Raw genomic sequence first — 12,727 nt, forward strand, 5'->3', positions numbered from 1 at the left:
TATTCCAGACAAGGCTTTGTATTTTTAATTCAAATGAATTATCCTTGTTTTCTGTGTGTACTCTTCGGAGCTGATTTTGCTGCTGAAGTAGCTTTTACTTTTGGAGCCGCTGGTTTTTCTGCTTTTGGAGCTGCTTTTTTAGCGTCTTTTTCAATGCTTACTTCTTCAGCCGGTTCTCCTTCTAAAGTTTCAGGCTCTGCTTTTACAAAGCTTTCCGGAGTGATGTATCCTGCTTTATGAAGGATATTATACCACTGAGCCAGTTTTTTGATATCAGAAGAATATACTCTTTCTGTATCATAGTTAGGAAGAGATTCAAGCATAAAATCTTTCAAATCTGCATCAGAAGATTTGTGAGAAATCGTTGGCTTATAGTCGTTGTTTTTAGCAATATTTTCAAATACTTCAAACAAAGGAACTTCTTTCTCAAATGTAAACATGGCAATATTGTCCAATAAACTTACTTGGCTTGAGTTTCCAATGCTTACTTTTTTCTTGTTGGTAACATCTTCAATGATGAATCCGTTTCTTAATTGAGAAACTAATTTGAAAAGTCCTGGTTTTCCAGAAATTGAAATTATTTTTTCTAACAGCATAATTTTATTTTTTGTAAATTCTGCAATCAGCACTAGCTTTTTGCTTTTTATTATTTCTTTTAATCCTTATTTAAATTACTTTGGAAATCTCATTTTGTAACCGATGTTTACATCACCCTGAGAGATTTTAGTCAGCTTACCTTTTACCAGTTTCTTCTTCAGAGCACTTAGGTGGTCAGTAAATAGAACTCCTTCAATGTGGTCATATTCATGCTGAATTACGCGGGCTCTAATATCGGAAAAAGTTTCTGTATGTTTCACAAAATTTTCGTCATAATATTCAATAACGATTGTGCCCTTTCTTTTCACGTCTTCTCTTACATCCGGGATAGAAAGACAACCTTCATTAAACTTCCATTCTTCGCCAGATTCTTCAAGAATTTGAGCATTAATAAATACCTTTTTGAAGTCTGCCAATTCATCTTTAATATCTTCATAATCCTCATCTTCTGCAAGAGGCGTTACATCTATTACAAACAGACGGATATCCAAACCAATCTGTGGCGCTGCAAGACCTATGCCATTTGCGCTGTACATGGTTTCGAACATGTTATCTATCAATTCCTGTAATTCGGGATAATTTTTGTCTATATCTTTTCCCACTTTTCTCAAAACAGGATCCCCAAAAGCTCTTATCGGTAATATCATCTTAATCTTTGTTCTAAAAAATTCTGCAATATGATTGTTGCACTTACTTTATCTATTAGTCCTTTTTCCTGCCTCTTTTTCTTATTTTTTCCGCTTTGAGAAATAAAGAATGAAGCCATTTTGGAAGTAAATCTTTCATCAAAACGGTGAACTGCAATATCCGAAAATTCTTTTTTAAATTCTTCAATGAATTTTAAAATATCGGTTTCCACCTCTGAAACATTTCCTTTCAAATCTATGGGAAGCCCAATTACTACGTCATCTACTTTATTTTCGCTGAAATATTTTTTCAAAAACTCCATTAAAGAACGGTTCTCTACAGTGTCCAGCCCACTGGCTATAATCTGCATATCATCGGTTGCAGCGATACCACAACGAGCTTTTCCGTAGTCTATTGCAAGGATTTGTCCCATAAGTCTGCAAATTTAGTAAAATTTACTGATTTTATTCATAACGCAGTTTTTTTATATAAATCATGTTTTATTCCATTATTTTTTTTATAATTTTAATCTTCCAAAAAACAATTATATGAAGAAACTCATCCTCGTAAGACATGCAAAAAGCGATTGGCCTGAGGAAACGGAGGACTTTGACAGACCTTTGGCAGACAAAGGTCTGGAGGATGCTATGCACATGTCCAGATTCCTGAAAAACAATAATATTTCCATCGATCATTTTGTGTCCAGCCCTGCGGTGCGTGCGCTGAATACCTGTAAAATTTTCAATCAGGCATATCAGCTGAACTGTTCCACTGATGAAAAATTATATAATCCTTCGGAAAGAAGTTTTGAATCTGTAATTTATGACCTGGATGACAACCTGAATTCGGTTGCTTTCTTTTCTCACAATAATGGAATTTCCAATTTTGCCAATTCTATTTCTGAGGATATTTTCCATTTCCCCACTTGCGGAGTTGCAGGCTTTGAAGTAGACTGTGAATCATGGTCCGAATTTGATGGTGCTAAAAAGAAACTTCTCTTCTTTTATGAGCCAGGGAAAATATAACTTCACCTCTTTATTTTTTTATGTACCCCTATTAATCCTTCTTTTCTCATGCCAGAAACAGAAGAAAAACTACTATGAATCTATTGCACTGAATGATATAAAGCTTTCCTCTTCTCCAAAACCCGGAAGCTGGCGGTATAATCATGATGAACATTTCCAGACATTTGAAGATTTTCAGAAATTAAAAAAGATAAAACCTGAGCCTGGAAAGAACACTATTTATCTGCAGCCGATCGGGCAATTTGATGAACTTCAGAAAAAAGAAATAGAACTTACCCAACAATATCTGAAAACCTATTTTCAGCTGGAAACAAAGGTACTTCCTGTTTTACCCAATACAATATTTCCTGAAAAGGTTAAAAGAATTTCAAAAGAAGGGCAGAAACAGGTTCTTGCTGGATATGTTTTAGACAGTATTCTAATTAAAAGGAAACCGAAAGATGCAGTGGTACTGATGGGAATCACAGAGCAAGATCTTTTCCCAAAACCGGAATGGAACTATGTTTTCGGACTGGCTTCATATGAGGATGGCGTGGGAGTAACCTCGATGTACAGATTTGCCGGAGGTCAATTAACAGATTCTAATTTTAATGAAAGTCTTTTAAGACTCATAAAAATCAGTTCACACGAGATTGGTCATATGTTTGGAATTAGTCATTGTCTGAATGCCAACTGCGTGATGAACGGAACTAATTCATTATCGGAAACAGATTATCATCTTGCCAGAGCCTGCTCACTCTGCCAGAGAAAACTGAATTCAAGTATCCATTATGACAGTAAGAAAAGACTTCTTGAGCTGAAAAATTTCTTTGAAAAGCTACATCTTAACACAGAACTTACTTTAACAAATCAGGATCTGAATCTTGTAAAATAAACCAACATTTGTTGTACCGGTTGCATATTCCCCTCCATCGGAGGGGTGTCAAAAAATTTATTTTTGGACGGGGTGGTTAGCATCGGCTAAAGCCATTATCGTGGTAAAAATGAAAAAACGGGCTTAGCCCGTTTCTATTGAATATCTTTTGCGATTTCATTTTCTATTTTCTCTTCAAATCCAGATCATCAAAATCAAAACTGAAATCCGTTACATCAGAGATTGCTTTCAATCTTGCAGATTCTGCCTTTCCGTTTTCATCATAATTGAAAATAATATAAGCATCTGCATCATAGCTTCTGTCGTCCCATTTGATAATGAAAGAATTGTTGGAATAAGGAAGTAACTCGCCTTTTAATCTTGGAGAGTTTTTGCATGAGATTCTGTAGGTATTTCCCTGTTGTGCAATTTCCACATCACCAAACCAGGCATCATTGTATGTTCCTGTAAACTGTTCTGCTTTTGGCTGAAGAGATTTTTCTTTTTTGAATGCTTCAGATTTTGCAAAGGCATCTTTCTTCTGTTTGTTGAATTCAGCCTCCATTTTAGACATTCTGTCGCCGTAAGTTTTTAGCCAGTTTCTGTCTGCTACCCCAAGGTAAGAATCTTTCACCGTATAGGTAATCGTATTGAAAGCCGCTCCTGACTGTTGATTTGTCAATACTACGATTCCCAGCTTCATATCCGGAATTAAGGTAAACTGAGTAACAGTTCCGATCAATCCTCCTGTATGCTGTACCTGCTTGTGTCCTTTAACATCACTCAGAAACCATCCTAAACCATATCCGTAGAAACTTGTATCATATGGATTTTTTGCAGCTACTCTGTCTGGAATCTGCAGGCTCCAAAGCTGTTGAGCATTCTTATCAGAAACCAGTTTTTTTCCATCTTTAGTCGTAAAGTTATTTAACAGACATTCTGCCCAGGTGGTCATATCTTTAATATTACTCATAATTCCTCCGGCAGCATTGGCTGTCTCATTCCAGTCGTGAGGAACAGCAATTGCTTTTCCGTCTACAGGAGCATGTGCATCAATTTTATTCGTTACAGCCTTCGCTCTGTTATAGCTTCCAAAACTTGAAGTCATTCCTACAGGTTTCATAATTCTTTGCTCAATAAATTCTGCCCAGCTTAATCCTGAAACTCTGTGGATTACTTCTCCGGCAATAATAAACATGATGTTATTATAGTCTAATTTCGTTCTGAAAGGATTCTCCGGTTTCAGGTATCTCACATTATGAACAATATCATTCACGGTTAAATTTCCTCCTTCCGGAAAAAACATAAGATCTCCCTGCCCTAGCCCTAATCCGGCTCTGTGCGTGATAAGATCTTTAATTGTTACATTTTGAGAAACGTAAGGATCGTACATTTGAAACTCAGGAATATATTTTGAAACTTTATCATCCCAGTTCAGTTTTCCTTCATCTGCTAAAATGGCTAGTGCCACACACGTAAAACCTTTAGAATTGGAAGCGATCCCTACCAATGTGTTATCATCCATGGGCTGCTTAGAAGTAAGTGAACGTACACCAAACCCTTTGGAATAGATCATTTTCCCATCTTTTACAATTCCAACGGACATTCCTGGTACATCAAAGGTTTTCAGGGTATTTTGGATCAGTTCATCCAGTTTTTTTTCTTCAACCTGCGCATTGGCCAATCCTACGGTCAAAAGAAAAATGAAAAAAGAAAGTTTCTGTTTCATTGTTTATTTTAATTTTCCCAAATTTACTAATTATTAAGGGATGCTAATTTCAGCATTGCTAAAACTTTACGATAAATCAGTTGTATTCATGAAAAAGCCTATTTGTATCTGTATTTTTTCTCTTTTCATTATCAGTGGCCTGAAAGCTCAGGACAGAACATCCAATCCTTTGCTTTTACAAACCTGGAATCTAAATAAAATGGACACCTATATTTATACCTATGAAAAACAGGATGGTTTTGAAGCAAGAAAAGAAGGGATCAGATTTCAAAAAAATGGAAAAATCACAGGAAACCTGATTAAATCTACATTAAGATATGATTCTTTAGAAGAACCTGTGACTAAAAATGAAAAGCCCGACCGTTATATAGGAAGCTGGAAAAAAGCTTCAGATTCCACAGTCACTATTATATTTCCGTCCAATACGAATATGACCGGAACTTTTGTTATTTCAAAGCTTACAGAAAACGGGTTGAAACTAAAAAAGGTTTTCAGTGCGGATATTGAAAAGAAACTGGATTCTATCCGCAGAACAAAAAATATTACGGATTAAGATCTCTGATCCGTTTTATTAAAGCTTCTTTATATTTGCAATCTTAAAAAATAGTAAAATGGCAGTAAACAGGTTATTCGCTTTCTTCTTACTGATGATAAGCTGTAATTTATATTTTTCCCAGGATGTAACCATTAAAGATGATAAAGTTTTATTGGATGGGAAACAAATTCTGAAAGCAGAAAAGATCAATGTAGCCCAATATTCATTTTTTTCCATGAAAGACGATGAGGAGATTCTTCTTTACCGATATATGGATAATGAAACGCCAAGGTATGTAAATGATGATTATTTTATCCTGAATTTTCTCACAGAAAAAACAAAAGTGGAATCTACTGATTTGGGTAAAATCTCCAATTTTATGAATTCCAAAAAAGGAATGGAAAAACTGGTAAGATGGTTATTAAAAGAAAGAGTGATCAATCATGACGGAGAGCTAAATCCTGATCGTGTAGCGGTATTCAAAGATAAATACAACGAAAATATTACTGAAAGAACCATTAGATAATGACCAAAGTCCTTCTCCTTTCCGACTCTCATTCTTATATTGATGACAGAATTCTGGAATATGCTTTTCAGGCCGACGAAGTATGGCATTGTGGTGATTTTGGAAGTCTGGATGTCATAGAACAGCTGGAAAAAATAAAACCTCTGAAAGGTGTTTACGGAAACATTGATGATGCTAAAATCCAGGCTGAGTTTCCGGAAGTGAACCGATTTTTTTGCGAAAAACTGGAAGTTTTGATGATCCATATCGGAGGTTATCCCGGAAAATACACTCCACTTACGAAGAAAGAAATTGCAGAAAAAGCTCCGAAATTATTTATTTCAGGGCATTCGCATATTTTGAAAGCGATGTATGATGAGAAAAACAGTCTGCTCCATCTGAATCCCGGTGCCTGTGGAAAACAAGGCTGGCATAAAGTAAGAACAATGATGCGCTTTGTAGTGGATGGTGAAGAAATCAAAGATCTGGAAGTTATAGAACTGGGACCAAGAGTTTGATGAGTGAGAATGCGTCTGAGTTGGAGAATTTGAGGGTTGGAGAGTAAAGGAGTTTGTTTTCTATACCTTTTACTTTTTACCTTTGCACCCATAATGGGTTCAGACAAGTCTTAAAAAAATATGAAGATCGGCGATAAGGTTTCGGTAGTAGATGAAGATTTAAGCGGAGTAATTACTTCCGTGAAGGGAAATATTGCCGTTTTTAAAGATGAATATGGCTTTACCCATCAATATCCTAAAGAAAAACTGGTTCCTAAAGATGCTGATCTGTATGAAAACATCAGGGTTGTGAGAAAACCAGAACCTAAAAAAGTAATTTCCAAGAAACATCAGAAAAATCATTTGGTTTTAGACCTGCATTTTCATAATTTGGTAAAGAATCCCAATGACTATGACAGCTTTGAAAGACTCTTTATACAAAAGGAAAAACTGATTGAAGTGATTGAGTTTTGCAGAAAGAACAACCTGAAAAGACTGGAAATTGTTCATGGCATTGGTGACGGGACTTTGCAGAGGATGGTTCGGGATGTGTTGGAAAGCCAGGTTAATATTGATTTTTATAATAAGGAAATACTTCACCATCAATCGGGTGCGGTAATGGTAGAATTTCACTAAATTTGCAGGAATTGAAATATGAACGTACTTAATTTACTTTTTACCAAAGACGGATTGATCTGCCAGATTGTTAAAAACAAAAACATTCTGGAGGAAAAGTCTTATTTCGTTACTGAAGAGACACCAGCTAATCTTATTGAGCAAAAGCTGGACGAAGTTCTTATTAAGCAGCGCTATGAGGAAATCCATGTGATTTCAGCATTTAATCATTTTACCCTGATGCCGGAAGGTTTTTCTGAACATGATGCAGGATTTGATCTGATTGCCTTTAATGCTCCTACTGACAGAGAAAAGGAAGAGCTGATGCTTTCTATCAACAAAAAATTCAACATTCAGTTTTATTATACCTTCCCGAAAAATTATTATAAAAAAATAAAAGAACTGGCAATACCGGCTCATTTCAATTTCTCCGGTGAAAAGTTTCTAAGTTCAGTTAATAATAAAACAGGTAAGGAAATTCACATCAATCTCTATCACAATCAGTGTGAATTTTTTGCGATTGACAATAAAAAAATCATTCTTTATAATAACCTGGATGTCAATTCAGAGGTAGATTTTCTTTACTTCATTATGTTTACATTAAGCAAAATAGGTTTCGGAATTAATGAAACCAGCTTTTATGCTTATGGAGAGACTACGGAGAATGAAACATTTATTTCAGAACTCCAGAAATTTGTTAAAAACCTGAAAATTGTTTTTGACAATATTCCCAATAAAAATTTTATACTTAATTAGGTTCCAGGCTGCAGGTAATGAGGATTAGCCTCCCAAAATAGTCACCTGCCACCTATAATCTATTACCTAAACCCTAACAAAAATATGTTCAGAATAATATCAGGCAAATGGAAAGCCAAAAAAATTGCCGCTCCTAAAAACTTTGATGTAAGGCCAACCACCGATTTTGCGAAAGAGGCTTTATTCAGTATTCTGGAAAATAAATATGACATGCAGTCGATTTCAGTACTTGATCTTTTTGCTGGAATTGGCTCTATCACCTTTGAATTCGCTTCCAGAGGATGCCAGAATGTAACTTCTGTAGAAATGAACCCTAAGCACACTGCATTTATCAATTCTACAGCTTCTGAGCTTGATATGGCTCTTCAGATCAATGTACAGCGAGGAGATGTTTTCGACTGGCTTAAAAAATTCAGAAATAATAAGTCATTTGAGATTGTTTTCTCTGATGCTCCTTTCGAAATGGAAGAGAAGAAATATTATGAATTGATTTCTCTGGTTTTAAACAATAAATACCTGAAAGAAAACGGAGTTCTTATTGTAGAGCACCAAAGCCGTATGAAGCTGGAACATCCCAACCTAATAGATACACGAAAATACGGAAACGTGAGTTTCAGTTTTTTTGAACCAAATAAAGAAAATAATCAGGAACTTTAATTCCTGATTATTTTTTTTGATATGACCGGAGATTCTTCGCCCCATTTTGTAATCGCTTCCAAAACAGGTAATAAAGTTCTTCCAAAGTCTGTCAATTCATATTCCACCACTAAAGGAGGTTTTTCTGTAAAAACTTTTCTGTCTACAATTCCGTCTTCTTCCAATTGTTTTAGTTGTAAGCTCAATGTTCTTTCTGTAATGGTAGGAATTGACTTTCTGATCTCATTATACCGCTTAGCTCCTCCAATAAGGTGGTGCAAAATTACCGCTTTCCATTTTCCACCTATAAATTTCATGGTGACACTGGTACAGCAGGGATAGGATTTATTATCTATTGTATACATTTTTATACTATCATATTTTACCGTTATTGCAAAGTTAGTAAACTTAAATTACTTTTGTAACTATAAAAATGATAGTATAAAATTATGAACTTTTTAGACAAAATGAAAAACAGGTATACTGTAAAAAAGTATAACCCACAGGGAAAAATCAATGAAGAACAAATTGCAATGCTTCAGGAGATTTTAAATTTAAGTCCATCATCTATTAACAGCCAACCATGGAATTTTATTTTCGTGAATGATCCGGAACTGAAAAAACAATTGGGTGACAAATCTTACTTTAATAAAGAAAAAGTGTTAGACAGCAGCCATATCATTGTTTTTCAGGTAATCAAAAACATAGAAAACTTTGAAAAGCAAATTGAAGAAAATCTTCCGGAAGGGTCTGTCAACTATTACCGTACCATGGTGAAACCAAAGGGAGAAGATGCCATAAAATCATGGCTTGGACACCAGGTTTATTTATCATTGGGAGTGCTTTTATCTGCCTGTGCAACCATGGGAATAGATTCTACTCCAATGGAAGGTATTGAACCTGAAGGTTATGATGCAATTCTTAAGAATGAAAAGTATGAGACATTATTTGCAGTTGCCATCGGGCAGAAAGATGATGCAGATGCCAATCAGCCTAAATTTAATCCGAAGAAAAGACTGAATGCTGAAAAAGTAATTGTGGAAGCATGATTTTCATGTTCTTTTTCACAAGAAATACGAATAAAATTGAATATTATTTCCCACGAATTTCACAGAGGACACAGATTTTTAGTTACCCTTTAATTCTAAAAGCGTTATCATCTGTGGGATTTGTGAAATCAGTGGGAATTAAATGAAGCATAAAGCATTATCGAAAATAAATCTTTGTCCCTTAAAAACATGATTTTGTAATGACAACATGTAACAAATAAAAAAGTCTGCTTCCATACGAGGCAGACTTTTTTGTTTATAATACTTTTAATTCTAAATCAATTGTTTTTCCGAAGAACTTCTTAGAGATCTTTTCAAAATTTTTGGTAAGGTCTGAAAGATAGAAGTGATAATTCGGTTTGGGATTGTTATCATTCAAAAGATTGTATTTATCCAGAATAATCTTCAGATGATTGGCTACAATATTCGGAGAGTCAATGACACGAACCCGGTTTCCATAATACTGCTTGATCTCGTCAATTAAAAGAGGATAATGAGTACATCCCAGAATCAGTGTTTCAATATTTTTTAATTTGCTGTTACTTAAATAATTATAAATAATAGCATGGGTAATCGGATGGTTTTTAAATCCTTCTTCAATAGCAGGAACCAGCAATGGCGTTGCCAATTCATCCACTTTGATCCATTTATTATGCTTTCGGATACTCTTTTTATATAATCCTGAATTCACAGTAGCTTTGGTCGCAATAACCCCTACATTATTATGGATTTCATAAGATACTTTTTCTGCCACAGGATTAATAACGTCAATTACAGGAACTTTTCCCGCAACAGACTGCATAACTTCATTTAAAGCATTAGCCGTTGCTGTATTACAGGCAATCACAATAGCTTTACAGTTCTGCTCCAACAGAAAATTGGTGATCTTTGTAGAATATTCAATAATGGCTTCCTTAGATTTTTCTCCGTAAGGAAGGTGCTTTGTATCTCCAAAGTAAATCAAATCTTCGTTAGGCAGAAGTCTTTTGATTTCTTTGGCAACGGTAAGACCTCCCACTCCGCTGTCGAAAATTCCGATAGGCTGGCTTGGTGAAAGATGTGAATAATCTTGTTTCTTCGTTTTCAAATGAAATGAAATTTTATACAAAAATAGTGAATTTTATGGCATGTCTGTATATATACAAACATTATACAATAAACAAATCTGAAGCAATTCCGTCTGCCATAAACCAATGTTTTTCAGGAATTTTTAAATGACTATTTTCAATGATTAAAATACCGTCTTCAATTTTGGACTTAATTTCTGCCTGGAAGTGCTCCAGCATTCTATCTGAAAATTTGTTCTTCAGACTTTCGAGATCTACTCCCCAGATGGTACGCAGACCTATCATAATCATTTCATTAAACTGATCTTCCTGGGAAAGAATCTCTTCCTCTTTGGCCAGCAATTTATCATTCAGTTTTTTAATGTACTGCTGATTATTGGCTACATTCCAGCTTCTGATATCAAATCCGTTATAAGAATGTGCCGAAGGTCCTATTCCAAGGTATTCCTGATATTTCCAATAGGAAGAATTATGACGCGAGTAGAAACCGGGTTTGGCAAAATTGGATACTTCATAATGCTCAAAACCATTGTCTTTTAAAAAGTCAGACAGGTAATAGAATTCTTTATTTTGCTCCTCTTCTTTAGGACTTTTTATTTTTCCTTTTGAAATCCAGTTTTCCAGAGCTGTTTTAGGCTCTACCGTTAATGCATAGGACGAAATGTGAGGAACTTCCAATGCAATTGTTTTATTCAGATTTTCTTTCCAGATCTCAAGATTGGAAGTAGGCGAACCATAAATCAAGTCAATACTCAGGTTTTCAAAACCAAAATCCTGTGCTCTTTTAATGGAACTTTCTGCCTCGGAAGCAGAGTGAGCCCTGTTCATCAGTTTTAAATCTTCTTCAAAAAAACTTTGGGTACCAATGGAAAGCCTGTTCACAGGGGTTCCGGAAAGTTGTTTTAAAAAGTTTTTATCTAAATCATCGGGATTAGCTTCCAGAGTGACTTCAATATCCTTTTCAAAACTGAAATAACGTAATACTTCATCTATTAAAGAACTGATTTCATCTACAGAAAGAATAGAGGGAGTTCCTCCTCCAAAATACAGGGACTTCAGAGTTCTGTTCTGCAGCTCATCCTTTCTCAGTGCTATTTCAGTTTTCATGGCACGAAGCATTTCATCCTTGAAATTCAGGGATGTTGAAAAATGAAAATTACAATAACTGCATTTTTGTTTACAGAACGGAATGTGAATATATATCATAAAAAAAGCTCTGAAAAATTTCAGAGCTCAAATTTATTTAAATTAAATTAATTAGTATCTAAATCCTCTAGCATTAATGAAGTTGTCGAAGTTATAACCCAGACCAATCATGAAGCTGTTTCCACCATAGCTCTGGATATCAGATAATCCAAGGTTATAAGTAGCTCCAATCATGAATTTGTTGAATCTTACTTTTACAATGGGAGAGATACTCAGGTTCTGATTGTCAAATCTGTTCTGAACCGTTCTGTAGCTTACCCCGAAAGAGAATGCGTTAATATCATTAGAGAATGTTGCCATCAAATTCCAGTCGATCATTCTCGTTGAGTTGGTATTAAGGTTGATCAATGCTGACGGTGCTAATGTAATGTTATCAGCAATGTTCCAGTTATATCCTAAGTTTAAGAAGAATTTAATTGGAGAAGGTTCGTAGTTGTTTACGATAGAAGCATCATTACTTAATGCGATATCATTTACGGAAACACCCCCGAATAAACCTCTGTAGGTAGCTGCCAAACCAAAGTTTGCATACACCATAAAGATGTTACTTTCTTCACCTCTCAATAATGGGTCACCACCTTCTTCAGTATTAATTTTTGAATAATCAAAATTCATGTTATAGAAGTTAACACTTGTACCGAAAGAGAACTGGTCTTTTCTGTCTCCTTCACTACTTAGCGGAATAAAATATGAAGCACCAGCCGTGATACCACCCGCAGAGATCGGTCCATTACTGTCTCTGAACACGGAAATACCAGCACCCACTCTATCAAAGATATTCGCATTCATCCCGATTGACTGAACATTCGGAGAATTACTGAATTTTGAAAATTGTTGTTGATAATTGGCGTTGAGCTGTACGTAATCTGTTTTTCCGTATTGAGCTGGGTTGAACAGGAACTCACCATCCAAAAGATATTGCTGATAGTATGGTAGTGATTCTTGTGCTTTGTATGCATTTGACAAAAGAGCTAAACATACGATAGCATATAGTTTTCTCATAACAAATCTTGATTTCAATTCAACAAAT

General features: G+C 35.2%; 17 protein-coding genes. 9 read left to right on the forward strand and 8 right to left on the reverse strand.

Annotation, left to right across the window (positions count from 1 at the left end; all coding sequences use genetic code 11):
- Positions 1–38 precede the first annotated feature (38 nt).
- The 3 genes from JOE44_RS13560 to ruvX form a co-directional block, all read right to left on the reverse strand.
- Complete coding sequence (locus tag JOE44_RS13560) at positions 39–596, reverse strand: DUF5606 domain-containing protein (protein WP_209785988.1); 558 nt, start codon at positions 594–596, stop codon at positions 39–41.
- Positions 597–671: 75 nt separating this feature from the next.
- Positions 672–1,244 (reverse strand): peptide deformylase, encoded by a 573-nt coding sequence (gene def, locus JOE44_RS13565; protein WP_105684357.1) that lies wholly within the window; start codon positions 1,242–1,244, stop codon positions 672–674.
- Entirely contained in the window at positions 1,241–1,657 is a 417-nt protein-coding gene (gene ruvX / locus JOE44_RS13570) for a Holliday junction resolvase RuvX (protein ID WP_209785989.1), read from the reverse strand. The genes def and ruvX overlap by 4 nt, the downstream gene beginning before the upstream one ends.
- Before the next feature lie 115 nt (positions 1,658–1,772).
- On the opposite strand from ruvX, the gene JOE44_RS13575 reads away from it, so the two are divergent.
- Together JOE44_RS13575 and JOE44_RS13580 are read left to right on the forward strand one after the other, a co-directional pair.
- Positions 1,773–2,249 (forward strand): histidine phosphatase family protein, encoded by a 477-nt coding sequence (locus tag JOE44_RS13575; protein WP_062675602.1) that lies wholly within the window; start codon positions 1,773–1,775, stop codon positions 2,247–2,249.
- Positions 2,230–3,123 carry an archaemetzincin gene (locus tag JOE44_RS13580; RefSeq protein WP_209785990.1) on the forward strand — a complete coding sequence of 298 codons (894 nt, stop codon included), beginning with the start codon at positions 2,230–2,232 and terminating at the stop codon, positions 3,121–3,123. Before JOE44_RS13575 ends, JOE44_RS13580 begins: the two co-directional genes overlap by 20 nt.
- Before the next feature lie 163 nt (positions 3,124–3,286).
- Here JOE44_RS13580 and JOE44_RS13585 read toward each other — a convergent pair whose 3' ends face one another.
- Positions 3,287–4,831 (reverse strand): serine hydrolase, encoded by a 1,545-nt coding sequence (locus tag JOE44_RS13585; RefSeq protein ID WP_209785991.1) that lies wholly within the window; start codon positions 4,829–4,831, stop codon positions 3,287–3,289.
- An 88-nt stretch (positions 4,832–4,919) separates the two neighbouring features.
- Here JOE44_RS13585 and JOE44_RS13590 point away from each other — a divergent pair, with 88 nt between their 5' ends.
- From JOE44_RS13590 to rsmD, 6 genes are all read left to right on the forward strand, one after another.
- Positions 4,920–5,384, forward strand: coding sequence for a hypothetical protein (locus tag JOE44_RS13590; RefSeq protein ID WP_209785992.1), 465 nt, complete (start codon positions 4,920–4,922; stop codon positions 5,382–5,384).
- A gap of 58 nt (positions 5,385–5,442) precedes the next feature.
- Positions 5,443–5,892 carry a hypothetical protein gene (locus JOE44_RS13595; protein WP_209785993.1) on the forward strand — a complete coding sequence of 150 codons (450 nt, stop codon included), beginning with the start codon at positions 5,443–5,445 and terminating at the stop codon, positions 5,890–5,892.
- Entirely contained in the window at positions 5,892–6,389 is a 498-nt protein-coding gene (locus tag JOE44_RS13600) for a metallophosphoesterase family protein (RefSeq protein ID WP_209785994.1), read from the forward strand. Before JOE44_RS13595 ends, JOE44_RS13600 begins: the two co-directional genes overlap by 1 nt.
- Positions 6,390–6,509: 120 nt before the next feature.
- The gene (locus JOE44_RS13605) at positions 6,510–7,004 is read left to right on the forward strand and encodes a Smr/MutS family protein (RefSeq protein ID WP_105684363.1); all 495 of its coding nucleotides are present in this window, start codon (positions 6,510–6,512) and stop codon (positions 7,002–7,004) included.
- An 18-nt stretch (positions 7,005–7,022) separates the two neighbouring features.
- On the forward strand, positions 7,023–7,739 hold the full coding sequence (locus JOE44_RS13610; protein WP_105684364.1) for a DUF3822 family protein: 717 nt from the start codon (positions 7,023–7,025) through the stop codon (positions 7,737–7,739).
- 84 nt (positions 7,740–7,823) lie between these two features.
- Complete coding sequence (gene rsmD, locus JOE44_RS13615; RefSeq protein WP_209785995.1) at positions 7,824–8,396, forward strand: 16S rRNA (guanine(966)-N(2))-methyltransferase RsmD; 573 nt, start codon at positions 7,824–7,826, stop codon at positions 8,394–8,396.
- On the opposite strand, the gene JOE44_RS13620 is transcribed toward rsmD, so the two are convergent.
- Positions 8,393–8,740: a helix-turn-helix domain-containing protein gene (locus JOE44_RS13620; RefSeq protein ID WP_136521048.1), complete on the reverse strand. Its 348-nt coding sequence runs from the start codon at positions 8,738–8,740 to the stop codon at positions 8,393–8,395. The two genes, rsmD and JOE44_RS13620, sit on opposite strands and share 4 nt — an antisense overlap.
- Positions 8,741–8,824: 84 nt before the next feature.
- On the opposite strand from JOE44_RS13620, the gene JOE44_RS13625 reads away from it, so the two are divergent.
- Entirely contained in the window at positions 8,825–9,424 is a 600-nt protein-coding gene (locus JOE44_RS13625) for a nitroreductase family protein (RefSeq protein WP_209785996.1), read from the forward strand.
- Positions 9,425–9,680: 256 nt separating this feature from the next.
- Here JOE44_RS13625 and murI read toward each other — a convergent pair whose 3' ends face one another.
- From murI to JOE44_RS13640, 3 genes are all read right to left on the reverse strand, one after another.
- Positions 9,681–10,511, reverse strand: a complete 831-nt coding sequence (gene murI / locus JOE44_RS13630) for a glutamate racemase (RefSeq protein WP_079240419.1) — start codon at positions 10,509–10,511, stop codon at positions 9,681–9,683.
- 61 nt (positions 10,512–10,572) lie between these two features.
- A complete protein-coding gene (gene hemW, locus JOE44_RS13635; RefSeq protein ID WP_209785997.1) occupies positions 10,573–11,697 on the reverse strand; it encodes a radical SAM family heme chaperone HemW in 1,125 nt (374 codons plus the stop codon).
- A 51-nt stretch (positions 11,698–11,748) separates the two neighbouring features.
- On the reverse strand, positions 11,749–12,699 hold the full coding sequence (locus JOE44_RS13640) for a PorP/SprF family type IX secretion system membrane protein (protein ID WP_105684369.1): 951 nt from the start codon (positions 12,697–12,699) through the stop codon (positions 11,749–11,751).
- Positions 12,700–12,727: the final 28 nt, after the last annotated feature.

This window comes from Chryseobacterium sp. PvR013, from assembly GCF_017833095.1.
In the GTDB taxonomy this organism is placed as follows: Bacteria; Bacteroidota; Bacteroidia; order Flavobacteriales; family Weeksellaceae; genus Chryseobacterium; species Chryseobacterium culicis_A.